Here is a 24,104-nt window from a genome sequence, read left to right on the forward strand (position 1 = left end):
CTTCGGGCTGACCGGCCTCGTCCTCGAACGCCCGACGGGCTCGGTCGTGCGGCCCGACGCCGACCGGCGGGCCGCGTTCTGTGCACACCGTCACACTCCGAGTGCGTCATCCGCCCTCTCCCCGAGGTCGCCCCACGCGCCACTCTTCTCATCTCGCCGGGCGACAGCCCCCTTCCCGAGAGGCGATCATGAGCGATCCCGTGAGCCGGACGATCCTCCTGCTCGACATCGAGCGGTACAGCGACCGGGACGACGTCGAGCAGGCCTACTTACGGCGGATGCTGTACGACGTCACCGACCGCGCCCTGGAGAGCGCCGGCATCGACGAGACGCAGCGGCTGCGGGCCGACCGCGGGGACTCCGTGATGGAGCTGATCGACGCCAACTCCTCCGTGCCGGCCCTGCTGCGCGCCCTGCTCACCGAGGTCCCGGCCCAGCTGCGGGCGGTCAACCGCATGGCGTCCAGCTCGGCGCAGATCCGGCTGCGCGGGGTCGTCGCCTCGGGATACGTCGCCATCGACGCGCACGGCTGGGTCGGCTCCGACCTCAACCACGCCTGCCGCCTCCTCGACGCCGGTCTGCTGCGCGCCACGCTGCGCGAGCGCCGGGACGACTTCGCGCTGTGCGTCTCGGAGGGCGTCTACACCGGGATCGTGCGGCACGACCACACCGGGATCCCGGCGGGGGACTTCCACGAGGTGACCGTGGACAGCAAGAACGGCCCGCTGAAGGCGTGGCTGCACGGCCCGGTGCCGGACGGGGCGACCGGGCCCGACGACCACTGTGAAACGGGGGCGGGGGGAGCCCCGGTGCCGGGTGCCTCGGGGGACGGCCCGGCACCGGGGCGGACGTCGCCCCCGGCTCCGCCCGCGGGTGGTGTCGTCTTCAACTTCAGCGGCGGCGCGCCGAGCTTCGGCGGCGGTCTCGTCGCCGGTGACCAGCACGGGGTGTCCGGCGGCACGGTCCACGGGGACGTGCACCTCGGCGGGACCGGGGGTGACGCGGCGTGACGGTTCCGCCCGAGCAGCGGCCGCCGGACACGGAGGCCGCGCAGGAGCCCGACGGCGACAGACCCGAGGAGGAGGCCGAGAGCGCCCGGGAGGCCCGCGCCGCCCAGCGTGAGCTGTTCGCCCACACCCCGGGCTTCATCCTCGGCTCGGCGGCCTCCTTCGGGGGCAGCCTGGTCGGCGGGGCCCAGCACGGGGTGTCCGGCGGGCAGGTCGCCGGAGACGTCTTCATGGGCGGCAAGACCGAGATCCACCACCACGGCCCGACGGCCGCCTCGTACGCCTCCGGAGAGGTCCCGCGGGCCGAGCTCGACGCCCTGGACGCGGTCTTCGCCGAGGGCCCCGCCTTCGAGGCCGCCCTGCGCCGGCTGCGGCAGGAGCGGTTCGTCGTCCTGTCCGGCCCGCATGCCGCCGGCCGCTACGCCGCCGCCCTGATGCTGCTGCACCGCCTCGGCGTGCCCGCCGTACACGCCCTGCCCGCCGAGACGACCCCCGCGACCCTGCCCGCGCAGCTCACCCGGCCGGGCGGCCAGGTGCTGCGCGACCTGCCGCTGACCCGCAACCGGCCGCTGCGCGACACCCACCTCTACGCGGCCGTGGACCAGCTCAAGAAGACCGACGGCCACCTGGTGGTCACGGTCGAGAAGTCACCGTTCCTGCAGGGCGTCACGCCGACGCCGTGGGAGCCGCCGGCGGCCGAGGACGTCGTACGGGCGCATCTGGCGGTACGACGGCGGGGCGAGACGGTGCGGCTGCTGGCGCTCGCTCCGGTGCGGGAGTTCCTCGCGCGCGGGCGGCGGCCCGCCGAGGCCGCCGAGTTCGCACGGGAGCTGGCCGCGTACGACGGGAGTGCCGAGGCGGGCGCCCGGCTCGCGGACTTCGGGCAGGCCGCGGTGGAGAAGCAGTGCCGGAGCTGGCTGGGCGCACCGGACACGGATCTGCGCGAGAAGGCGTTCCTGATCTCGCTCGCGGTCTTCGACCAGGCCCCGTACGTGCTCGCCGCCGAGCTCGCGGACCGCCTCTTCGTGCACTTCCAGAAGCTGCAGCATCCCGAGCTGCCTCCGGAGATCCCGGTGTTCGGGCCCTCGGCCGCGGACCGGCTGGAGCGGGCGCACGCGGAGGGGGAGCTGCGGGACGAGCAGACCGACTGGGGTGCCGTACCGCAGTTCGTGGCGGGGTTCCGGGAGGAGCGCACCGCGCCCGTGCTGCTCACCGAGGTCTGGACGGGGCACCCCTCCGCCCGGCCCGCGCTGGTGGCGTGGCTGCGGGAGCTGGCCCGGGACGGGCGGCCGGTGGTGCGCACCCGGGCCGCCGCGGCCGCCGCGCTGCTGGCCGCCGCCGACCTGCCCTCGGCGATCGCGCTGCTCATCGACGGCTGGGCCGACTCGAAGGCCTTCGGCCCCAGGGTGACGGCCGCCAACACGCTCACCCTGGCCCAGCTCCTCGACGCGCCCGCCGTACTGCGCCTGCTCACCCAGTGGTGCACGGACCCGCACTGGGCCCGCCGCTGGACCGCGATCCGCGCCTTCGGCCTGCTCGCGCCGCTCCGCCCCGAGCTGGCGGGCCCGGCCCTGGCGGCGCTGGCGGGCCGGGCGCGGGCGGACGTCAGCAGCGCGGCCGAGGCGGACAACCTGATCGAGTCGACGGCCCTGCTGCTGTCCGTGGGTGCGCGTCGCGGGGAGATGCTCTCCGAGCTGGTACGGCTGCTGTACCACGACACTCCGGCGGTGCGCGCCCTCGCCCTGAACGCCTTCGTACGCGCCTGCGACAACGCCGAGGAGGGCGCGCTCGTCGAGTGGTACGCCGACACCGGCATGTACGAGCCCGACTCGGCCCGCGACCTCGCGACCCTGTGGCGCGCGGCCCTGGGCGACCGGGCCCACACCCGGCAGGCGCTGGGCGCGCTGCACACCTGGGTGCATGTCGCCCAGCGCCGGGCGGACGCGGCCCGGGCGCTGGAGCTGCTGCTGCCCGCGCTGGTCGTCGAGGCGGCCGACCGTGACCGGCTCGACCACGAACTGCGCACGATGCGCGCGGAGGACGGGGGGCCGCGGCCACCGGTCGCCGACCGGCTGCTCGACGTGCTCCGGCCCGCCGCTTCGACTCTTTCCTGACCGATTATGCAATTCCCGAGGAGTTGACCCATGGCGGACTTCCGCCGTCAGCCGGAGTGGCAGCAACAGGCCGACCGGCACAGCGCGTTGATCGACCCGGTGCTCACGGTGCGGCCGATCTCACGGTTCGACTACACCGCGCGGCGGGTGGTCGGCGCGATCGACCACGCGCTGGTCTTCGCCACGACGGGTGGCGAGTACGACGTGTACATCCCGCCGCACCGCCCCAGCCGTACGGACGCCGCGACCCGTCGCTACACCTCGGTGTACGAGGTGGACATGGGCAGCCACCCGGTCCGGCTGGAGCTGGAGCTGCCGAGCGACGACGACGCGTTCGCCTTCGGCGCGACGGCGGACCTGACGTGGCGGGTTCGGGATCCGGAGGCTTACGTACGCAGCGGTGAGCGCGATGTGCCGACCCGGCTGACCCGCGAACTGCAGCAGCTGGCCCGCCCGGTCAGCCGGCGCTTCCCGATCGAGGAGAGCCCGTCGGCGGAGGTGGAGGTCCAACAGGCGGTCGAGACCGGGGCCTTCGCGGCGGGCATCGGGCTGGAGGTCACCTGCATGGTGCGGCTGCGGCTCGACGACGAGGCGATCGCCCATCGGCAGCGGAGGCGGACGCTGCGCTACGAGTCGGAGATGCTCGACCCGGAACACGAGTTCCGGCTGCGGCAGGCGCAGCAGCAGTACGAGCTGGAGGCGCTGCAGCAGCGGCAGCAGCAGCAGCTGATCGCCGAGAAGATCAACTTCTACCAGTACCACCTCCAGTACGGCGGGGTCGGCGCGTGGGCCCTGCACCTGGCCGCCCATCCCGAGGACACGCGGCTCGTCATCGACAACATCCACCAGGACCAGCTGACCTTCATAAAGGCCCAGTTGGAGCTGATCGGCGGTGACGAACTGGAGGACTACCAGAAGGCGGAGTCCCTCAAGCAGGTCCGCCAGGAGATCGACGCGATCATCCGTATGCGAGGGGCGGGTCCGGGGGCGGCGGGGGCCCTGCCCGCGGCTCCGCAGGCGCCGGCGTATCCGGGGCAGATGCCGCAGGGGCAGCCTCCGGCACCGGGGTACGGGGCCGGGCCGCAGGCATACGGGGCCGGGTCGCAGCCGTACGGGGCGGCGGCACCGCCTGCTGCCGCGCCGCCGGCCTCGATCCCTCCGGGTGCCCCGGCACCGGCGACCCCTGTGCCCGCACCGGGACCGACGGCCTACGTGCCCCCGCCCGCACCGGCGTACGGCCCCGCGGCCCCGGTCACGCCGCCCCCGCTGGGCATGCCCGGCGACCCGGCCCCGCCGCACACCCCCGTCCACGGCCCCTTCCCCGGGCACCCGGTCCACGAGGCTCCGGCGCCCGCCACCCCGCCGATGCCCGCGCCGTACACCCCGCCCCGGCCCGGTCCGGATCCGGAGGCGTCGTGACGGCACCCGGGACCACGCCCCGGCCGGCACCCGTCGGCTCCCCCGGCCTCGTCACCGCCGAGCGGCTCCTCGTCGAGATGCGGGGGGAGATCGCGCGGGCCGACAGCAAGGCGGCCGTACTGGTCGCCGCGTTGGGGCTGACGGCCGGAGCGTTCAGCGGGCTGGTGGCGGGGCGGCAGTGGGAGCCGGGGGTGCTGTCGGCCGCGGGGACCCTGCTGTGGTGGGCCGGCGCTCTCGCCCTGGCCCTGTCTCTGCTGGCGCTGCTGCTCGCCGTACTGCCCCGCTACCGCACCGGCGTCTGGACCCCCGGCCAGCCCCTCTGCTATTTCGGCGACGTCCAACAGGCCGTGCGCGAGGGCAGGTTGGCCGACGCGCTCGCCGACACCGAGCGCGACCCCGTCGCCGCACTCACCGCGGCCCTCACCGAGACCAGCCGCATCGCCGCCCGCAAGCACCAGTGGATCCGCACCGGCCTGATCGCCTTCTGCATCGGCACGGTACTGCTCCCCACCGCGCTGCTGGTCGGCTGACGCCCGCTCACACGAAAGACAGCACCCGAAGGAATCGTCCCCATGCCGGAAACACCCGATCCCCATCCCTACACGCCTGCGGAGCCCCAGTACCCCACCACTCCGTCCGCCCCGACGTACCCGACGGCACCGCCTACGTATCCGGGCTCCCCCGCGCCGCAGTATCCGACAACCGCCGCGCCTCAGTACCCGACAGCCTCCACCCCGCAGTACCCGACGGCACCACCGCCCCCGTATCCCGGCGCCACCCCGGACCATCCGACAGCCGCCACCGCCCCGCAGTACCCCACCGCTCCCGCCTCGCAGTACCCCACCACTCCCGCCCCGCAGTACCCGCCCCCTCCTCAGTACCCGAGAGCCGCCGCCCCGCAGTACCCGGCGGCACCACCGCCCCCGCACCTGCAGCCCACCGCTCCACCCCACCCGGCCCCCTCCCAGGTGCCCCAGCCCGCCGGCCCGCCCTTTGCTGCCCAGGCGCCGCAGGCCGCCGCCCCGGACGACCTCGACTACCGTCACCTCGGCTCCCGCGTCCACGTCGCCGCCCACCAGCGCGGTGCCGACGCCACCGCCGTGGGGCGGCTCGTCGTGCATCTGCCGGGGGCGCTGGTGAGCGGTGTCGTGGTCGCCGCCGTCGGGACGGCGTTCGGCGGGACCGTGGGCGGGTGGCTCGCGGTCCTCGTCTGGCTGGCCAGCGGGGGGCTGGTGTTCCACCGGCCCGCCGAACTCCTCTTCGCCCGTAAGGTGCTGAAACTCCGCGCGCCGTCGGCCCTGGAGCTGTCCCGGCTGGAGCCCGTGTGGCGCGAGGTCACCGCGCGCGCGGGCATAGAGGCGCACACGTACGAGCTGATGGTCGAGAACAGCGACGAGCTGAACGCCTCCGCGGTCGCGGGGCACGTCGTCAGCGTCACGACGTACGCGCTGAACGAGATCCCGAGCGCCAACCTGGCCGCCGTACTCGCCCATGAGCTCGGCCATCACACCGGCGGTCACTCCTGGGCGGGGCTGCTCGGCTACTGGTACTCGCTGCCCGGCCGGGTCGCCTGGGCCGTCACCAAGTTCCTGGCGAGTGTCACCGTGATGGTGGCCAGCCGGTTCTCCGTGCTGGCGACCGGGTTCCTGGTGCTGTTCATGGGAATGTTCTTCGTCTTCGCGGTGGTCGGCGCGTGGTTCGTGACCATTCCGCTGGTCCTCGCGCCGTATCTGCTCGCCTATGCGGGGCGCCAGGGCGAGCTCCGGGCCGACCAGCAGGCGGCCGCCCTCGGCTTCGCCCGGCAGATGACCGAGGTGCTGCACCATCTGGAGGCCGAGGAGCAGGGGGAGGCCGCACGCGCCGCGGCGGCCGGACAGCGGCTGGAACGGCCTGGGCCGCTGGCGCGGCTGCTGTCCACCCACCCCGACCACGCCACCCGGCTGGCCCGTCTGGAGCCGTATCTGCGCACCGGGCTGTGAGCGCGGCCCCGTAGGAAACGCCGAAGGGCGGCCACCCCGTGGGGTGACCGCCCTTCAAACGGACGCTCGCGTCCTACTGGTTGTACGGACCGTAGTCGTAGTCCTCCAGCGGGACGGCCTGGCCGGAGCCGGTGCCGAACGGCGAGTAGTCGATGTCGTCGTAGCCGACGGCCGAGTACATCGCGGCCTTGGCCTCCTCGGTCGGCTCGACCCGGATGTTGCGGTAGCGGGACAGACCCGTACCGGCCGGGATGAGCTTACCGATGATGACGTTCTCCTTGAGGCCGATCAGGGAGTCGGACTTGGCGTTGATCGCCGCGTCCGTGAGCACCCTGGTCGTCTCCTGGAAGGACGCCGCCGACAGCCAGGACTCCGTGGCCAGCGAGGCCTTGGTGATACCCATGAGCTGCGGACGACCGGAGGCCGGGTGACCGCCCTCCTGGACCACACGACGGTTCTCGGTCTCGAACTTCGAGCGCTCGACCAGCTCGCCGGGCAGCAGCTCGGCGTCGCCGGACTCGATGATCGTCACGCGGCGGAGCATCTGCCGGATGATGATCTCGATGTGCTTGTCGTGGATCGACACACCCTGCGAGTTGTACACCTTCTGGACCTCGCCGACCAGGTGGACCTGGACGGCACGCTGACCCAGGATGCGCAGCACGTCGTGCGGGTTGGTGGCACCCACGGTGAGCTTCTGGCCCACCGAGACATGCTCGCCCTCGCTGACCAGGAGCCGGGCACGCTTCGAGATCGGGAACGCCGTCTCGTCGCTGCCGTCGTCCGGCGTGATGACGATCTTCTTCGTCTTCTCGGTCTCCTCGATACGGACACGACCGTCCGCCTCGGAGATCGGGGCGACACCCTTCGGGGTACGGGCCTCGAAGAGCTCGACGACACGCGGCAGACCCTGGGTGATGTCGTCACCGGCCACACCACCGGTGTGGAAGGTACGCATCGTCAGCTGGGTACCGGGCTCACCGATGGACTGGGCGGCGATGATGCCGACCGCCTCACCGATGTCGACCAGCTTGCCGGTGGCCAGCGAGCGGCCGTAGCACATGGCGCAGGTGCCGACGGCGGACTCGCAGGTCAGGACCGAGCGGGTCTTGACCTCCTCGATGCCGTGCTTGACCAGCTCGTCGATGAGGACGTCGCCCAGGTCGGTGTTGGCCGGGGCCAGCACCACGCCGTCGACGACGATGTCCTCGGCCAGCGCACGTGCGTACACGCTGGTCTCGACGTTGTCCGCCTTGCGCAGGACGCCGTCCGCGCCGCGCTCCGCGATGTGGAGCTTGAGGCCGCGCTCGGTGCCGCAGTCCTCCTCGCGGATGATGACGTCCTGGGAGACGTCGACCAGACGACGGGTGAGGTAACCCGAGTCGGCGGTACGCAGAGCGGTGTCCGCGAGACCCTTACGGGCACCGTGCGTGGAGATGAAGTACTCCAGCACGGACAGGCCCTCACGGAACGAGGCCTTGATCGGACGCGGGATGGTCTCGTTCTTCGCGTTCGACACCAGACCACGCATACCGGCGATCTGCCGCATCTGCATCATGTTTCCTCGGGCACCCGAGTCAACCATCATGAAGATGGGGTTCGTCTTGGGGAAGTTCGCGTTCATCGCCTCGGCGACCTCGTTGGTCGCCTTGGTCCAGATCGCGATGAGCTCCTGAGTGCGCTCTTCCTTGGTGATCAGACCGCGCTCGTACTGCTTCTGGACCTTCTCGTCCTGCGCCTCGTAGCCGCGGACGATCTCCTTCTTCGCCTCGGGAACGACGACGTCGGAGATGGCCACGGTGACACCGGAACGGGTCGCCCAGTAGAAGCCGGACGCCTTCAGGTTGTCGAGCGTCGCCGCCACGATGACCTTGGGGTAGCGCTCGGCCAGGTCGTTGACGATCTCGGAGAGCTGCTTCTTGCCCACCGAGTAGTCGACGAACGGGTAGTCCTCGGGCAGCAGCTCGTTGAAGAGCGCGCGGCCCAGGGTCGTCCGCAGGCGGAAGGTGTCACCCTGCTGCCACTCCGGCTCGCCCTCCTCCTGCGCCGGCGGGGTCCAGCCGCGCGGCGGGATGGTGCCCACCGGGAAGCGGATGTCGACCGCGGACTGCAGCGCGAGCTCGCCGGCGTCGAACGCCATGATCGCCTCGGCCGTGGAGCCGAAGGACCGGCCCTCGCCCTTGGTGTCACGCAGCTCGCCGTCGGTGGTGAGGAAGAAGAGACCGAGGACCATGTCCTGGGTCGGCATCGTCACCGGACGGCCGTCGGCGGGCTTGAGGATGTTGTTCGAGGACAGCATCAGGATGCGGGCCTCGGCCTGCGCCTCCGCGGACAGCGGCAGGTGCACGGCCATCTGGTCACCGTCGAAGTCCGCGTTGAACGCGGTGCAGACGAGCGGGTGGATCTGGATGGCCTTGCCCTCGACCAGCTGCGGCTCGAAGGCCTGGATGCCGAGGCGGTGCAGGGTGGGAGCACGGTTCAGCAGAACCGGGTGCTCGGCGATGACCTCTTCGAGGACGTCGTACACGACCGTGCGGCCGCGCTCCACCATGCGCTTGGCGCTCTTGATGTTCTGCGCGTGGTTCAGGTCGACCAGGCGCTTCATCACGAACGGCTTGAAGAGCTCCAGCGCCATCGCCTTGGGCAGACCGCACTGGTGCAGCTTCAGCTGCGGACCGACGACGATCACGGAACGCGCGGAGTAGTCCACACGCTTACCGAGCAGGTTCTGACGGAATCGACCCTGCTTACCCTTCAGCATGTCGCTGAGGGACTTCAGCGGGCGGTTGCCGGGGCCCGTCACCGGGCGGCCGCGACGACCGTTGTCGAAGAGGGCGTCAACAGCCTCCTGAAGCATGCGCTTCTCGTTGTTGACGATGATCTCCGGGGCACCGAGGTCCAGGAGCCGCTTCAGACGGTTGTTGCGGTTGATCACACGGCGGTACAGGTCGTTCAGGTCGGAGGTCGCGAAGCGGCCACCGTCCAGCTGCACCATCGGACGCAGGTCCGGCGGGATGACCGGCACGCAGTCGAGGACCATGCCCTTGGGGCTGTTGGACGTCTGCAGGAACGCGGAGACGACCTTCAGGCGCTTGAGGGCGCGGGTCTTCTTCTGGCCCTTGCCGGTGCGGATGATCTCGCGGAGCTTCTCGGCCTCCTCCTCGAGGTCGAAGGACTCCAGGCGCTTCTGCAGGGCCTGGGCGCCCATCGAGCCGTCGAAGTACGTGCCGAAGCGGTCACGCAGCTCGCGGTAGAGCAGCTCGTCGCCCTCGAGGTCCTGGACCTTGAGGTTCTTGAAGCGGGCCCACACCTCGTCGAGACGGTCGATCTCGCGCTGCGCACGGTCGCGCAGCTGCTTCATCTCGCGCTCGGCACCCTCGCGCACCTTGCGGCGCACGTCGGCCTTGGCACCCTCGGCCTCCAGCTCGGCCAGGTCGCCCTCGAGCTTCTTGGCGCGGGCCTCCAGGTCGGCGTCGCGACGGTTCTCGATCTGCTGCCGCTCGACGGAGACGTGCGCCTCCAGGGAGGGCAGGTCGCGCGTACGGCGCTCCTCGTCGACGAACGTGATCATGTACGCCGCGAAGTAGATGACCTTCTCGAGGTCCTTGGGAGCCAGGTCGAGCAGGTAGCCCAGACGGCTCGGGACGCCCTTGAAGTACCAGATGTGCGTGACGGGCGCGGCGAGCTCGATGTGGCCCATCCGCTCACGGCGCACCTTGGCGCGCGTGACCTCGACGCCACAGCGCTCACAGATGATGCCCTTGAAGCGGACACGCTTGTACTTGCCGCAGTAGCACTCCCAGTCCCGGGTCGGACCGAAGATCTTCTCGCAGAAGAGTCCGTCCTTTTCGGGCTTGAGGGTGCGGTAGTTGATGGTCTCGGGCTTCTTGACCTCGCCGTGGCTCCACTGACGGATGTCGTCCGCGGTGGCCAGGCCGATCCGGAGCTCGTCGAAGAAGTTGACGTCGAGCACTATGCGTCAATCCCTCTCAGGGTCGTAAGTCTGTGGTCTGAAACGGGGGCCTGGGGGTCGGCGGGGCCCTGTGGGTGAGGGCCCCGCCGGACTCCCGTCAGACCTCTTCGACGCTGCTCGGCTCGCGCCGGGACAGGTCGATGCCGAGCTCCTCCGCAGCGCGGAAGACGTCCTCGTCGGTGTCACGCATCTCGATGGACATACCGTCGCTGGACAGCACCTCCACGTTCAGGCAGAGCGACTGCATCTCCTTGATGAGCACCTTGAAGGACTCGGGGATGCCGGGCTCGGGGATGTTCTCGCCCTTGACGATGGCCTCGTAGACCTTCACGCGGCCGGTGACGTCGTCGGACTTGATGGTCAGCAGCTCCTGGAGGGCGTAGGCGGCGCCGTACGCCTCCAGCGCCCACACCTCCATCTCACCGAAGCGCTGGCCACCGAACTGCGCCTTACCACCCAGCGGCTGCTGGGTGATCATCGAGTACGGACCGGTCGAACGGGCGTGCAGCTTGTCGTCGACCAGGTGGTGCAGCTTCAGGATGTACATGTAGCCGACGGAGATCGGGTCCGGGAACGGCTCACCGCTACGGCCGTCGAACAGCCGCGCCTTACCGGTCGGGAGCACCATGCGCTCGCCGTCGCGGTTCGGGATGGTGTGCTGCAGCAGACCCGCGAGCTCGTCCTCGCGCGCACCGTCGAAGACCGGGGTCGCGACGTTGGTGCCGGGAGCGACGGAGTCGGCGCCGATCGCCTGGAGGCGCTGCGCCCACTCGTCCGCCAGTCCGGAGACGTCCCAGCCGCGGCTGGCGAGCCAGCCGAGGTGGATCTCCAGGACCTGTCCCGGGTTCATTCGGGACGGGACACCCAGCGGGTTGAGGATGATGTCGACCGGAGTGCCGTCCTCCAGGAACGGCATGTCCTCGATCGGCAGGATCTTGGAGATGACACCCTTGTTGCCGTGACGGCCGGCGAGCTTGTCACCGTCGGTGATCTTGCGCTTCTGCGCCACGTACACGCGCACCAGCTGGTTCACACCGGGGGGAAGCTCGTCGCCCTCCTCGCGGTCGAAGACGCGGACGCCGATGATCTTGCCGATCTCGCCGTGCGGCACCTTCAGCGAGGTGTCACGGACCTCACGGGCCTTCTCACCGAAGATCGCGCGCAGCAGGCGCTCCTCCGGCGTCAGCTCGGTCTCACCCTTGGGCGTGACCTTGCCGACGAGGATGTCACCGGCGACGACCTCGGCACCGATGCGGATGATGCCGCGCTCGTCGAGGTCGGCGAGGACCTCCTCGGAGACGTTCGGGATGTCCCGGGTGATCTCCTCGGGGCCGAGCTTGGTGTCACGGGCGTCGACCTCGTGCTCCTCGATGTGGATCGAGGAGAGGACGTCGTCCTGCACGAGGCGCTGCGACAGGATGATCGCGTCCTCGTAGTTGTGACCCTCCCACGGCATGAACGCCACGAGCAGGTTCTTGCCCAGCGCCATCTCGCCGTGCTGGGTGGCCGGACCGTCGGCGAGGACCTGGCCCTCGATGATCCGGTCGCCCTCGTTGACGATGACCTTCTGGTTGACCGAGGTGCCCTGGTTGGAGCGGGCGAACTTGGCCAGGCGGTACGTGATGTACGTGCCGTCGTCGTTGGCCGTGGTGATGTAGTCCGCGGAGACCTCCTGGACCACACCCGCCTTCTCGGCCTTGACCACGTCGCCGGCGTCGACGGCGGAGCGGTACTCCATGCCGGTGCCGACGAGCGGGGACTCGGACTTAATCAGCGGCACGGCCTGACGCATCATGTTCGCGCCCATGAGGGCACGGTTGGCGTCGTCGTGCTCGAGGAACGGGATCATGGCGGTCGCGACCGACACCATCTGGCGCGGCGAGACGTCCATGTAGTCCACGTCGTCACCGGGGACGTAGTCGACCTCGCCACCACGACGGCGGACCAGGACGCGGTTCTCGGTGAACCGCATGTCGTCGTTGAGCGTGGCGTTGGCCTGCGCGATGACGAATCGGTCCTCTTCGTCGGCGGTCAGGTAGTCCACCTCGTCGGTGACCTGGCCGTCGACGACCTTGCGGTACGGGGTCTCGACGAAACCGAACGCGTTGACCCGGCCGTACGAGGCGAGCGAGCCGATCAGACCGATGTTCGGGCCTTCAGGGGTCTCGATCGGGCACATGCGTCCGTAGTGGGACGGGTGCACGTCACGGACCTCGAAGCCGGCCCGCTCACGGGAGAGACCACCCGGACCGAGCGCCGACAGACGGCGCTTGTGGGTGAGACCCGACAGCGGGTTGTTCTGGTCCATGAACTGGGACAGCTGGCTGGTGCCGAAGAACTCCTTGATGGAGGCGACGACCGGCCGGATGTTGATCAGGGTCTGCGGCGTGATCGCCTCGACGTCCTGCGTGGTCATGCGCTCGCGCACGACGCGCTCCATACGAGCCAGACCGGTGCGGACCTGGTTCTGGATGAGCTCGCCGACGCTGCGCAGGCGGCGGTTGCCGAAGTGGTCGATGTCGTCGGTCTCGACGACGATCGTCTGACCGCTGTCGCCGACCGTCTCGGTCTCGCCCGCGTGCAGCTTCACCAGGTACTTGATCGTCGAGATGACGTCCTCGACGGTCAGCACACCGGCGTCGAGCGGAGCCTCCGCGGCCAGCTTCTTGTTGACCTTGTAGCGGCCGACCTTGGCGAGGTCGTAACGCTTCGGGTTGAAGTACAGGTTCTCAAGGAGCGTCTGCGCGGCCTCACGCGTGGGGGGCTCGCCCGGACGCAGCTTGCGGTAGATGTCGAGCAGCGCGTCGTCCTGGCCCTGGGTGTGGTCCTTCTCCAGGGTGGCGCGCATGGACTCGTACTCGCCGAACTCTTCGAGGATCTGCTCGGTGGTCCAGCCGAGCGCCTTCAGGAGGACGGTCACGGACTGCTTGCGCTTGCGGTCGATACGGACACCGACCATGTCGCGCTTGTCGATCTCCATCTCCAGCCAGGCACCCCGGGACGGGATGATCTTGGCGGAGAAGATGTCCTTGTCGGACGTCTTGTCGATGGAGGAGTCGAAGTAGACACCGGGCGAACGGACCAGCTGCGACACCACGACACGCTCGGTGCCGTTGATCACGAACGTGCCCTTGTGCGTCATGAGCGGGAAGTCGCCCATGAAGACGGTCTGGGACTTGATCTCGCCGGTCTCGTTGTTCGTGAACTCGGCCGTCACGAAGAGCGGGGCGGCGTACGTGAAGTCGCGCTCCTTGCACTCGTCGATGGAGTTCTTCGGCGGCTCGAAGCGGTGATCGCGGAAGGTCAGCGACATCGACCCCGAGAAGTCCTCGATCGGGGAGATCTCCTCGAAGATCTCCTCCAGTCCGGACTTGGTCGGGACGTCCTGACCGTTCTCCAGAGCCTCCTCGACCCGACTCTGCCAAGCGGTGTTGCCGAGCAGCCAGTCGAAGCTCTCGGTCTGCAGCGCGAGCAGGTTCGGAACCTCAAGAGGCTCCTTGATCTTTGCAAAGGAAATGCGCAGCGGGGCGGTGCTGGCGCCGTTGTTCATATTCGCGGTCGAGGCATTGCGCGAGGCGGCCAAGAGGGGGTCCTTCCGAGGGCTCGGACTCACTACGCGCGTACCGGCCCCTCTCTCGCGCACGGAGACAGAAGTCCCAGGTCAGGGAACGTTCAGTCGTCTGTGCTCAAGTGAGGGCATGCCCCTGGTGACGGGCAGGGGACAGCTAACAGGCAGCGCAAAGGGTCAGTGTAGCCACTCGGCACACTGATGTCCAGTGCGGGTTTTTCGAGACCCTCGTTGCCCTCAACGCCCTCGGTCTGATTGCCCTCAACGCACGGTGATACTGCCCTCTTCGCCGTCGATCCATGCCTCGGATTCGGATCCTTGTGACGACGCGTCCTGAGAATTGCGCGCTGCGTGCGGTTCGTCAAGGCCCCCCTTGCCCAAAACGGGTGCTGCGCTCGTCACTTGCAGCCGGCCACCAGGGGCGCTCGAGGACACGACGAAGATCACCATACTCCCAGGTCCCACAGGTGCAAGGCAGTCGCCGCCCGACCCTCGGAACGCCGAAGAGCGACCACCCGGATGGATGATCGCTCTTCGGTGCGTTCGCGTTACAGCCCTACGGGGCTGTCGTCAGCGCGCGTGAGTCCGTGCGGACCCGTGAGGCCTTACTTGACCTCGACGGAGGCGCCGGCGCCCTTGAGGGACTCGGCGGCCTTCTCCGCGGCGTCCTTGGCAACCTTCTCCAGGACGGGCTTCGGGGCGCCGTCCACGAGGTCCTTGGCCTCCTTCAGACCCAGGGAGGTCAGCTCGCGCACGACCTTGATGACCTGGATCTTCTTGTCGCCGGCACCGGTGAGGATGACGTCGAACTCGTCCTTCTCCTCCTCGGCCTCGGCCACAACGCCCGGGCCGGCGGGGCCGGCAACGGCGACCGCGGCGGCGGCGGTGACGTCGAACTTCTCCTCGAAGGCCTTCACGAACTCGGAGAGCTCGATGAGGGTCATCTCCTCGAACTGCGCGAGCAGGTCTTCCTGGGTGAGCTTCGCCATGATGGGCGATCCTTCCAATAAGTCGGCTGGTGCCGGATGTACATGTATGGCGGGCGTACGTTCGGCCCGCTACGACCTCCGCCTCAGGCGGCGGCGGTCATTTCGCGAGCCGAGTTACTCGGCACCGCCCTGCTCGGCCTGCTTGGCGCGAAGAGCGTCCACAGTGCGGACGAGCTTCGACGGGAGCGCCTGGAAGACCTGAGCAGCCTGGGTCTGCTTGCCCTTGAAGGCGCCCGCCAGCTTGGCGAGCAGAACCTCGCGGGACTCAAGGTCCGCAAGCTTCTTGATCTCATCGGCGGACAGCGCCTTGCCTTCAAGGACACCGCCCTTGATGACGAGGTTCGGGTTGTCCTTGGCGAAGTCACGAAGACCCTTCGCCGACACCACCGGGTCACCGGTGACGAAGGCGACCGCCGTCGGACCGTTGAACAGGTCGTCGAGCGTCGTGATCCCGGCCTCGTTGGCCGCAATCTTGGTCAGCGTGTTCTTCACCACGGCGTACTGGGCGTTCTCACCGAGCGCACGACGCAGCGTCTTGAGCTGCGCGACGGTGAGACCCCGGTACTCGGTCAGCACAGCGGCGTTCGAGCTGCGGAACTGCTCCGCGAGCTCGGCTACCGCGGCAGCCTTGTCGGGCCTTGCCATAGAGCTTCGGCCTCCTTCCGGGTGATGAGACCGCTCGGAAGGGGCTGAGGTAAACGAAACGCCCCGGCGCAGGCGCACGGGGCGTAGCTCGACCGGGCGGTCACACGCATCGAGGCGGCGAACTCCGGGAGCACTTCCACTCACACCTGCGCGGGTCGTCCGCTGTTCAGCGGATCCTTCGGCCACCATGTCCTCGTACGAGCACGTGGCAACGACCAGCGGTCTTTGGCTTCTGTAGGAGAGTACGGGAACGGGTCGCAGCGAAGCAAATCCGCCCGTTCGCCCCTTCCCGTGAGGTCGGGTTCGCCGTGCCGGCCCACTCTCGTTCGTGCCCGGGTCTTCCCCGCCGCGCGCGTGGCCTTCAGGCTGCTCGCCTTCGTGCCGCAGGAGCCCTCGGCGCGGATCCGGCCCTGGTCGGGTGTCCGGCCGGTCATCCGGTTGCGCAGGGACGTGAGGCCACCGGTCTTCTTCGCGGCCCTGGCGACGGCGGCGGGCGTCGCCAGGCCGGACGACCGCCGGTCCGCCGCGGTGCAACCGGCCGCGGCCCCGGCGAGCGGCACAGCGGCGGGCTCGCCCGCCCCCACAGCGGACCTCGTCGATCCCCCGAATCACGCACGGCCGTCGCACCGCGGGACGGCGGGCGCGACCCGGGGGAACATGAACGATCGCGTGATTCTCAGGAGCTGGTGCCGGTGCCGCCCGCCACGGTCCCCGAGCTCTTCACGAGGTCGGTGAAGTCCTTGGTGTCGCTCACCGGGGGCTTCTCGGCCGTGACCTTCACGCCGTAGTCGCTGTAGTACGCGGTCTGGACCATCCGGCCGGCCGCCATGTCGGCCTTCTCGACCTTCTTGACCAGCAGGTCCTGGTCGTTGACCCAGATGTCCACGGTCTCCGTGCTGACCCCGGCCTGGGTGAGCTGCTTCTTCAGGTCCGCCAGCTGGCTCGCGCTCAGGTTGCTGCTCTTGCCGGCGAGGTCGGCGACGTTCACGGTGCCCGAGTAGTGCGTGGCGTTCACGCCCGACACCTTCTCCTCGCCGACCTTCTTGACGTCCCCGGAGGCCAGCAGCAGCTTCACGGACTGGTTCGGCGTGGTGTTCTGCATCTGGTCCTTCAGATACGTGCCGGAGCCGCCGCCGAGCTTGGCGAGGTCGTCGTACGCGTACCGGATCCAGTGCTTGCCGCCCGCCTGCTGGGCGAACTTGTCGCTCATCTTGGCGTAGTAGGCGTCGGACAGGTAGCGGGCCTCCATCGACGTCGAGCCGAGCTGGCGCATCGTCTGGGCCGTGGTGCCGCCGGTGTAGGTGATGGTGAGGGTGCCCTTGAGGCCGCCGCCCCAGCTGAAGGCGCCGTCCGCCTTCATCGACATCACGGAGCCGATGGTCGTCGACGAGCGGACCTTGGCCGAGTCGGCCTTGTCCGTGGACTTCTCGGCGGAACGCAGGGCCGCGATGGGGCTGACGTGCGTCGTGCTCTTCCCGCCCGCCTTGTCCTCCTTGCCGGAACCGGAGGAGTCCGAGGTACCGCAGGCGGCCACCCCCGTCAGCGCGGTCACCACCGCGATCGAAAGGGTCACGCGGCGCACGGTCGTGCTCTTCATGTAGTCCCACCCCAATGCGAGTCCTGTGCCCGCGCGCCAACCCCGGCGCACTGGCGGTCGTACGAAAAGTCGCACAAAGAAAGGACGGGCCCCGAACCTCATAGGTTCCAGGGCCCGCCCTTCAATGACGCGTACCTGACGCGGCTACCGGGGTGAGCTCAGGCTCAGACGGCGGCCGGGTCCTCCTCGACGAGGAGGTTGCGGGTGCGGTTCGAGTCGACCGGAATGCCGGGGCCCATCGTGGTGCTGATGGCGGCCTTCTTGATGTAGCGACCCTTGGCGGCGGACGGCTTCAGACGGAGGATCTCCTCCAGCGCGGCGCCGTAGTTCTCCACCAGCTTGTCGTCCTCGAAGGACGTCTTGCCGATGATGAAGTGCAGGTTCGAGTGCTTGTCGACGCGGAACTCGATCTTGCCGCCCTTGATCTCCGTGACGGCCTTGGCCGTGTCGGGGGTGACGGTGCCGGTCTTCGGGTTCGGCATCAGACCACGGGGGCCGAGGACGCGGCCGAGGCGGCCGACCTTGCCCATGAGGTCCGGAGTGGCGACGACGGCGTCGAAGTCCAGACGGCCCTTCGCCACCTCGTCGATCAGCTCGTCGGCGCCGACGATGTCGGCGCCCGCGGCACGCGCGGCCTCGGCACGGTCACCGGTCGCGAAGACCAGGACCCGGGCGGTCTTGCCGGTGCCGTGCGGGAGGTTCACGGTGCCACGGACCATCTGGTCGGCCTTGCGCGGGTCGACACCCAGGCGGAAGGCGACCTCGACGGTGCCGTCGAACTTGGTCGTGGAGGTCTCCTTGGCGAGACGGACGGCCTCGAGCGGGGCGTACAGCTTCTCCCGGTCGACCTTGGCGTCCGCAGCGCGGAGAGCCTTGCTGCGCTTGCTCACAACTGCTCCTGTGTGTTCTGAAAGGAGTCGTGGTGTACGGGCCGAGCAGGCCCTACCACGGTGGTTCTACGAAAGTGGCCTTCAGCCCTCGACCGTGATGCCCATGGAGCGGGCGGTGCCGGCGATGATCTTCGACGCGGCGTCCAGGTCGTTGGCGTTCAGGTCGGGAAGCTTGGTCGTGGCGATCTCACGGACCTGCGCCTCGGTGATCTTGGCGACCTTGGTCTTGTGCGGCTCGCCGGAGCCCTTCTCGACACCAGCGGCCTTGAGGATCATCTTCGCGGCCGGCGGGGTCTTGGTCACGAAGGTGAAGGAGCGGTCCTCGTAGACCGTGATCTCCACCGGGATGACCCAGCCACGCTGCGACTCGGTCGCCGCGTTGTAGGCCTTGCAGAACTCCATGATGTTGACGCCGTGCTGACCGAGCGCGGGGCCGACCGGCGGGGCCGGGTTCGCCGCACCGGCGTTGATCTGGAGCTTGATGAGCCCCGTGACCTTCTTCTTCTTGGGAGGCATGCTCTCTCCGGGTCCTTACTGAGAGGTTGATTGCCATCCGCGCCTTCGACCTGCGCCCATCGGGGCAAGATCCCACAGATGGCATACCGCACAACGATAGCCGCTGTCTCCCCCGGACAAGAAATCGTCCAGGTCAGACGGCCTGCGGGGGGCCTTCGGGCCGTCGGTCTCGCGGCAGGCGCAGCACCGCGGCAAGCGCCATGACCAGGGTCAGGCCGCCCGGCGGAGCGAGCAGCAGGGCCACCTCCGTCCGGCCGGCGTCGTCCGCGAGCGCCACCCGCTCCGGCTCGCCGGGCGCGTAGAGCACGTCCACGCTGTCGCCGGTGTGGTGCTCCTTGGTGCTCGTACCGACCGGCAGGTCGGCGGTCACCGGCTCTCCCGCGACGGTGAACTCCACCCGGCAGCCCCCGAAGAAGCACCCCGAGCCGGAGTCCTGGAACCTGGCGGAGGCCGGAGTCCCGCCCCGCACGTCGACACGCTGCCACGCGGCCGGGAGGAACACCCCGAGCGTCAGCACCAGCATCACCAGCGCGCCGGCACCGCACGCGATCGCGCCGCGGAAACGGCGAAGGCGCCCCGGCCCGGTATTCACCGGTGAGGCGCCCTCGGCGGGTATGTCCGTCAGGAACTTCAGTTCTTCTGGATCTGGTCGAAGGAGAGCTCGACCGGCGTCTCGCGGCCGAAGATCTCCACCAGGCCCTTGACCTTCTTCGAGTCGGGGTTGATCTCGTTGATGGTCGCCTGCAGCGTGGCGAACGGGCCGTCGGTGACGGTGACCGAGTCGCCGACCTCGAAGTCCAGCACCTGGACCTCGACCTTGCGCTGCGGAGCGGGCTTGCCCTCGGCCTCGGCGGCCTCGCGAGCGGCCTTCTCCTCGGCCTCCGGGGCGAGCATCTTGACGATCTCGTCCAGGGTCAGCGGGTACGGGTCGTAGGCGTTGCCCACGAAGCCGGTGACGCCGGGGGTGTTGCGGACGACACCCCAGGACTCGTTCGTCAGGTCCATGCGGACCAGGACGTAGCCCGGGAGCTTGTTCTGCTTGATCGTCTTGCGGTCGCCGTTCTTGATCTGGACGACCTCTTCCTGCGGCACCTCGGCCTGGAAGATGTAGTCCTCGACGTTCAGCGAGACGGCGCGCTGCTCCAGGTTGGTCTTCACGCGGTTCTCGTAACCGGCGTACGTGTGGATCACGTACCACTCGCCGGGCAGGATGCGCAGTTCCTGGCGCAGGGCCTCGACGGGGTCGACGGGCTCGGCCGCTTCTTCCTCGGCTTCTTCCGCGGCCGGCTCTTCCTCGGCCTCGGCTTCTTCCGCGGCCGGCTCTTCCTCGTCCACGACGCGGAGGGCGGCCTCCTCGGCCGGCTCCCCCGCCTCGGCCTCGGCAGCCTCGAACTCGTCCTGCTCGTCCGCGCCCTCGACGATGTCGAGCTCGTCGTCCACCGTCTCGTCCGGCTCGATGGCGTCGTTCAGGTTCGGGTCAGACACGATGGCTGCTTCTTCCTGGATACATAGGGGTGGAACATGCGAAAACGGGCGCCGGTACCACGGCGCCCTTCGCTCTTGGCTCAGCCGAAGACGTACTTGGCCGCGTGGTTGAGCCCATAGTCAATCACGGTCACCAGCGCGATCATGATGGCGACGAAGAAGATCACCACGGTGGTGTACGACGTCAGCTGGTTGCGCGTCGGCCAGACGACCTTGCGGAGCTCCGCGATGATCTGGCGGTAGAAGGTCGCGAGGCGCTTCAGCGGGCCCTTCTTGGCACGCTTGCCGCCCTTGCGACCCTTCTTCTTGGTCTCCAGCTCCTCGTCCTGGGCATCAGGCATGTCGATGGAGCCCACGGCGTCCGTCATTCGTCCTCACCTGATCCCGGGTCGTGGCCGTGCCGCGCCCGGTTCCTGAGCCGCACGGCGGTGCAGTGCTGTAAGTACATGCTGCGCACACATCCTGGCGGTGTGTGTAGCAGGGCCGGAGGGACTTGAACCCCCAACCGCCGGTTTTGGAGACCGGTGCTCTACCAATTGAGCTACGACCCTTTGGTGTTTCCCCCAACTTACCGCATCCGACCGGGTGCTCGGTGTGCACCGGCTGAACTGCGGCTGCTGAAGGCCAACGAGGTGAGAGTGTACGTGGTCCGGGGCCGGGCGTCGAACAGAAAGTGCTCGCACGGGCTCACCCAGCGGAAGATCGTCCTGGCGGCGGCCCGGATTCGGATGCTTGTTCACGAGTCGGCCCGATGCCGTTCAGTCTGTGAAACCGGCGTGCCGGTGACGTTTCCGGTCTGAAACGATGGGCCCCATGAGCGCTGCAACCCCTCCCACCGAGCGCCGGGTCTCCGCCCGAGTCGGCGCGATCTCCGAGTCCGCCACCCTCGCCGTGGACGCCAAGGCCAAGGCCCTCAAGGCCGCCGGGCGTCCGGTGATCGGCTTCGGCGCCGGTGAGCCCGACTTCCCGACTCCGGACTACATCGTCGAGGCCGCGATCGAGGCCTGCAAGAACCCGAAGTACCACCGCTACACCCCGGCCGGCGGTCTGCCCGAGCTGAAGGCCGCGATCGCCGCGAAGACGCTGCGCGACTCGGGCTACGAGGTCGACCCGGCTCAGGTCCTGGTCACCAACGGCGGCAAGCAGGCCATCTACGAGGCCTTCGCCGCGATCCTCGACCCGGGCGACGAGGTCATCGTCCCCGCGCCGTACTGGACCACGTACCCGGAGTCGATCCGCCTGGCCGGCGGTGTCCCGGTCGAGGTCGTCGCGGACGAGACGACCGGCTACCGCGTGAGCGTGGAGCAGCTGGAGGCGGCCCGCACGGAGAAGACGAAGGTCGTGCTCTTCGTCTCCCCGTCCAACCCGACCGGCGCCGTCTACAGCCAGGACGAGGCCGAGGCGATCGGCCGCTGGGCCGTCGAGCACGGCCTGTGGGTCCTCACGGACGAGATCTACGAGCACCTCGTCTACGGCGGCGCGAAGTTCACCTCGCTGCCCGCGCTCCTGCCCGAGCTGCGTGACAAGTGCATCGTGGTCAACGGTGTGGCGAAGACCTACGCCATGACGGGCTGGCGCGTCGGCTGGGTGATCGGCCCGAAGGACGTGGTCAAGGCCGCGACGAACCTCCAGTCGCACGCCACCTCGAACGTCTCGAACGTCGCCCAGGTCGCCGCCCTGGCCGCCGTCTCCGGCGACCTGGAGGCCGTCGCGAAGATGCGCGAGGCGTTCGACCGCCGCCGCAGGACGATCGTGCGGATGCTCAACGAGATCGACGGCGTGTTCTGCCCGGAGCCCGAGGGCGCCTTCTACGCGTACCCCTCGGTCAAGGGCCTGCTCGGCAAGGAGATCCGCGGCAAGCGCCCGCAGGACACGGTCGAGCTGGCCGCGCTGATCCTGGAGGAGGCCGAGGTCGCGGTGGTCCCGGGCGAGGCCTTCGGCACCCCCGGCTACCTGCGCCTGTCGTACGCGCTCGGTGACGAGGACCTCGTCGAGGGCGTCAGCCGGATCCAGAAGCTGCTGGCGGAGGCACGGGACTGACGTTCCCTGCCCGTACGGGGGCAGCTCCCGACTTCGGGAGCTGCCCCCGTCCCTTTGTGCGAGCAAGACCACGTTCGAGGAAAGAGCTACCGGCACAGCACGGACGTACGGCAGGATCCTGGGATGGAGCGTGTACGTGATGTCTCTGAGCTGCCGAAAGCCCATCTGCACCTGCACTTCACCGGCTCGATGCGGCCGGGAACCGTCCTGGAACTGGCCGACAAGCACGGCGTGCGCCTGCCCGAGGCGCTGACGGAAGCACTGACCAGCGGGGAGCCGCCGAGGCTGCGGGCCACGGACGAGCGGGGCTGGTTCCGCTTCCAGCGGCTGTACGACGCGGCACGCTCCTGCCTCAGAGAGCCGGAGGACATCCAGCGGCTGGTCCGGGAGGCCGCCGAGGAGGACGTCAGGGACGGCTCGGGCTGGCTGGAGATCCAGGTGGACCCGACCTCGTACGCGCCCAGGCTGGGTGGGCTGATCCCGGCCCTTGAGATCATCCTGGACGCGGTGGAGACGACGTCCCGGGACACCGGCCTGGGCATGCGTGTGCTGGTCGCGGCCAACCGCATGAAGCACCCCCTGGACGCGCGCACGCTGGCCCGCCTGGCGGTGCGCTACGCGGACCGGGGCGTGGTGGGCTTCGGGCTGTCGAACGACGAGCGGCGGGGCATGGCTCGGGACTTCGACCGGGCGTTCCACATCGCACGCGAGGGCGGCCTGCTGGCGGCCCCGCACGGGGGAGAGCTGACCGGCCCCGCGTCGGTGCGGGACTGCCTGGACGATCTGCATGCCTCCCGGATCGGACACGGGGTCCGGGCGGCGGAGGACCCGCGGCTGCTGAAGCGGCTCGCGGACCGCGGTGTGACGTGCGAGGTGTGCCCCGCGTCGAATGTGGCGCTGGGCGTGTACGAGAAGCCCGAGGACGTCCCGCTGCGGACCCTCTTCGAGGCGGGCGTCCCGATGGCCCTGGGCGCTGACGACCCGCTCCTCTTCGGCTCCCGCCTGGCCGCCCAGTACGACATCGCCCGCCACCACCACGGCTTCACGGACGCGGAGCTCGCGGAGCTGGCCCGGCAGTCGGTACGGGGTTCGGCGGCGCCGGAGGAGGTGAAGGCGAAGCTGCTGGCGGGCGTGGACGACTGGCTCAGCGGCCCGGCCTCTTGAAGTGGGCGTAGGGCGGATAGGGCTTGAAGCAGACCAGGACCTCGTCGGGGTGACCGCCGCCACCGCCGGGCGGCTCGACCAGCGGCAGCCCCGCCATCAGTTGTGACTGCCCTTCGGCGACCCGCTTCTGGCGCGGCCCCCAGCCCGCCGCGTACGCGAGGGACGTTGCCGTCCCGGCGAAGACGTCCCGGCTGCCGAACAGGAAGAACGTGCGGGCGTGGGTGGTGTGCCGCAGCTCGTCCCGGCAGCCGGCGAGCTTCTGACGGCTGCGCCAGGACGCGGCGTCCCGCGCCGTGCGCGCCTCGTCGGTGCGGACGGTGAGCGGGGCGCCGGCTCCGAGCGTGCGGCGCAGCGCGGGCCACTTGCTGGGACGCAGTCCGTACGAATGGTGGACCAGGACGAGGTCGACCAGGTCCCCGATGCCTTCGTCCGGCAGGACCGCGTCCCGCAGCGGCACATGGACGACGGTGTGCCGTGAATAGGCGGCGAAGGAGAACAGACCCGCGAGCCGGTTCAGTCCGTCGTGGTCGCCGTACAGCTGGCCGATGGGGTCCGGGGCGCGCAGTGAGGTGTGGCGCAGGGGCTGTCGGGGCTGGACGATCCGGTGTTCGTGCGGGCCCGTCCTGGGCCGGAACTGGCGCAGTCTCAGCTGCATATAGGGGGCCTCATGCCCCCCAGGGTCGCGGTCGGGCGGGGCCGTCGGCAACGGAGATTCCGC

At 69.5% G+C, this 24,104-nt stretch carries 18 protein-coding genes and 1 tRNA gene; 7 read left to right on the forward strand and 12 right to left on the reverse strand.

Features of this window, described 5'->3' with window-relative positions; all coding sequences use genetic code 11:
* Window positions 1–188 precede the first annotated feature (188 nt).
* From ACIPSA_RS10695 to ACIPSA_RS10715, 5 genes are read left to right on the forward strand one after another with little or no spacing between them, the layout of a single operon-like run.
* Entirely contained in the window at window positions 189–1,010 is an 822-nt protein-coding gene (locus tag ACIPSA_RS10695; RefSeq protein WP_402631516.1) for a hypothetical protein, read from the forward strand.
* Entirely contained in the window at window positions 1,007–3,121 is a 2,115-nt protein-coding gene (locus tag ACIPSA_RS10700; RefSeq protein WP_402631519.1) for a hypothetical protein, read from the forward strand. Before ACIPSA_RS10695 ends, ACIPSA_RS10700 begins: the two co-directional genes overlap by 4 nt.
* A 30-nt stretch (window positions 3,122–3,151) precedes the next feature.
* Window positions 3,152–4,540 carry a PE-PGRS family protein gene (locus ACIPSA_RS10705; protein WP_402631522.1) on the forward strand — a complete coding sequence of 463 codons (1,389 nt, stop codon included), beginning with the start codon at window positions 3,152–3,154 and terminating at the stop codon, window positions 4,538–4,540.
* Window positions 4,537–5,070 (forward strand): Pycsar system effector family protein, encoded by a 534-nt coding sequence (locus ACIPSA_RS10710; RefSeq protein ID WP_402631524.1) that lies wholly within the window; start codon window positions 4,537–4,539, stop codon window positions 5,068–5,070. Before ACIPSA_RS10705 ends, ACIPSA_RS10710 begins: the two co-directional genes overlap by 4 nt.
* A gap of 42 nt (window positions 5,071–5,112) precedes the next feature.
* Entirely contained in the window at window positions 5,113–6,519 is a 1,407-nt protein-coding gene (locus ACIPSA_RS10715) for a M48 family metalloprotease (protein WP_402631527.1), read from the forward strand.
* Window positions 6,520–6,592: 73 nt separating this feature from the next.
* Here ACIPSA_RS10715 and ACIPSA_RS10720 read toward each other — a convergent pair whose 3' ends face one another.
* From ACIPSA_RS10720 to ACIPSA_RS10770, 11 genes are all read right to left on the reverse strand, one after another.
* Entirely contained in the window at window positions 6,593–10,492 is a 3,900-nt protein-coding gene (locus ACIPSA_RS10720; RefSeq protein ID WP_402631530.1) for a DNA-directed RNA polymerase subunit beta', read from the reverse strand.
* 97 nt (window positions 10,493–10,589) lie between these two features.
* Entirely contained in the window at window positions 10,590–14,075 is a 3,486-nt protein-coding gene (rpoB, locus tag ACIPSA_RS10725) for a DNA-directed RNA polymerase subunit beta (protein WP_402631533.1), read from the reverse strand.
* Window positions 14,076–14,665: 590 nt separating this feature from the next.
* Window positions 14,666–15,049, reverse strand: coding sequence for a 50S ribosomal protein L7/L12 (rplL, locus tag ACIPSA_RS10730; protein ID WP_402631536.1), 384 nt, complete (start codon window positions 15,047–15,049; stop codon window positions 14,666–14,668).
* A 114-nt stretch (window positions 15,050–15,163) separates the two neighbouring features.
* Window positions 15,164–15,694 carry a 50S ribosomal protein L10 gene (rplJ, locus tag ACIPSA_RS10735; RefSeq protein ID WP_402631539.1) on the reverse strand — a complete coding sequence of 177 codons (531 nt, stop codon included), beginning with the start codon at window positions 15,692–15,694 and terminating at the stop codon, window positions 15,164–15,166.
* Between the two features lie 676 nt (window positions 15,695–16,370).
* On the reverse strand, window positions 16,371–17,291 hold the full coding sequence (locus ACIPSA_RS10740; RefSeq protein ID WP_402631542.1) for a hypothetical protein: 921 nt from the start codon (window positions 17,289–17,291) through the stop codon (window positions 16,371–16,373).
* 164 nt (window positions 17,292–17,455) lie between these two features.
* The gene (gene rplA / locus ACIPSA_RS10745) at window positions 17,456–18,181 is read right to left on the reverse strand and encodes a 50S ribosomal protein L1 (protein WP_362312078.1); all 726 of its coding nucleotides are present in this window, start codon (window positions 18,179–18,181) and stop codon (window positions 17,456–17,458) included.
* Window positions 18,182–18,262: 81 nt separating this feature from the next.
* A complete protein-coding gene (gene rplK, locus ACIPSA_RS10750) occupies window positions 18,263–18,697 on the reverse strand; it encodes a 50S ribosomal protein L11 (protein WP_005481290.1) in 435 nt (144 codons plus the stop codon).
* Between the two features lie 133 nt (window positions 18,698–18,830).
* Window positions 18,831–19,289 carry a DUF3592 domain-containing protein gene (locus ACIPSA_RS10755; protein ID WP_402631545.1) on the reverse strand — a complete coding sequence of 153 codons (459 nt, stop codon included), beginning with the start codon at window positions 19,287–19,289 and terminating at the stop codon, window positions 18,831–18,833.
* A 38-nt stretch (window positions 19,290–19,327) separates the two neighbouring features.
* On the reverse strand, window positions 19,328–20,182 hold the full coding sequence (nusG, locus tag ACIPSA_RS10760) for a transcription termination/antitermination protein NusG (RefSeq protein WP_402631548.1): 855 nt from the start codon (window positions 20,180–20,182) through the stop codon (window positions 19,328–19,330).
* Window positions 20,183–20,262: 80 nt separating this feature from the next.
* Entirely contained in the window at window positions 20,263–20,550 is a 288-nt protein-coding gene (gene secE, locus ACIPSA_RS10765; RefSeq protein WP_402631550.1) for a preprotein translocase subunit SecE, read from the reverse strand.
* Window positions 20,551–20,660: 110 nt separating this feature from the next.
* Window positions 20,661–20,733: transfer RNA gene (locus ACIPSA_RS10770), tRNA-Trp, on the reverse strand.
* A 262-nt stretch (window positions 20,734–20,995) separates the two neighbouring features.
* Between ACIPSA_RS10770 and ACIPSA_RS10775 the strand changes: the two genes are divergently transcribed.
* On the forward strand, window positions 20,996–22,222 hold the full coding sequence (locus ACIPSA_RS10775; RefSeq protein ID WP_402631553.1) for a pyridoxal phosphate-dependent aminotransferase: 1,227 nt from the start codon (window positions 20,996–20,998) through the stop codon (window positions 22,220–22,222).
* Window positions 22,223–22,345: 123 nt separating this feature from the next.
* Window positions 22,346–23,386: an adenosine deaminase gene (locus ACIPSA_RS10780; protein ID WP_402631556.1), complete on the forward strand. Its 1,041-nt coding sequence runs from the start codon at window positions 22,346–22,348 to the stop codon at window positions 23,384–23,386.
* Here the strand turns inward: ACIPSA_RS10780 and ACIPSA_RS10785 are convergent.
* Window positions 23,367–24,041 (reverse strand): hypothetical protein, encoded by a 675-nt coding sequence (locus ACIPSA_RS10785; protein ID WP_402631559.1) that lies wholly within the window; start codon window positions 24,039–24,041, stop codon window positions 23,367–23,369. The two genes, ACIPSA_RS10780 and ACIPSA_RS10785, sit on opposite strands and share 20 nt — an antisense overlap.
* Window positions 24,042–24,104: the final 63 nt, after the last annotated feature.

The organism is Streptomyces sp. NPDC086549, from assembly GCF_044746205.1.
Lineage (GTDB): Bacteria > Actinomycetota > Actinomycetes > Streptomycetales > Streptomycetaceae > Streptomyces.

Excerpts from the sequence above, each read along its gene's own strand:
- rplJ (WP_402631539.1), bottom strand. The coding sequence starts at position 15,694 with ATGGCAAGGCCCGACAAGGCTGCCGCGGTAGCCGAGCTCGCGGAGCAG.
- ACIPSA_RS10715 (WP_402631527.1), top strand. The coding sequence starts at position 5,113 with ATGCCGGAAACACCCGATCCCCATCCCTACACGCCTGCGGAGCCCCAG.
- ACIPSA_RS10695 (WP_402631516.1), top strand. The coding sequence starts at position 189 with ATGAGCGATCCCGTGAGCCGGACGATCCTCCTGCTCGACATCGAGCGG.
- ACIPSA_RS10705 (WP_402631522.1), top strand. The coding sequence starts at position 3,152 with ATGGCGGACTTCCGCCGTCAGCCGGAGTGGCAGCAACAGGCCGACCGG.
- rplL (WP_402631536.1), bottom strand. The coding sequence starts at position 15,049 with ATGGCGAAGCTCACCCAGGAAGACCTGCTCGCGCAGTTCGAGGAGATG.
- ACIPSA_RS10780 (WP_402631556.1), top strand. The coding sequence starts at position 22,346 with ATGGAGCGTGTACGTGATGTCTCTGAGCTGCCGAAAGCCCATCTGCAC.
- ACIPSA_RS10785 (WP_402631559.1), bottom strand. The coding sequence starts at position 24,041 with ATGCAGCTGAGACTGCGCCAGTTCCGGCCCAGGACGGGCCCGCACGAA.
- rplK (WP_005481290.1), bottom strand. The coding sequence starts at position 18,697 with ATGCCTCCCAAGAAGAAGAAGGTCACGGGGCTCATCAAGCTCCAGATC.
- secE (WP_402631550.1), bottom strand. The coding sequence starts at position 20,550 with ATGACGGACGCCGTGGGCTCCATCGACATGCCTGATGCCCAGGACGAG.
- ACIPSA_RS10740 (WP_402631542.1), bottom strand. The coding sequence starts at position 17,291 with ATGAAGAGCACGACCGTGCGCCGCGTGACCCTTTCGATCGCGGTGGTG.
- ACIPSA_RS10775 (WP_402631553.1), top strand. The coding sequence starts at position 20,996 with ATGAGCGCTGCAACCCCTCCCACCGAGCGCCGGGTCTCCGCCCGAGTC.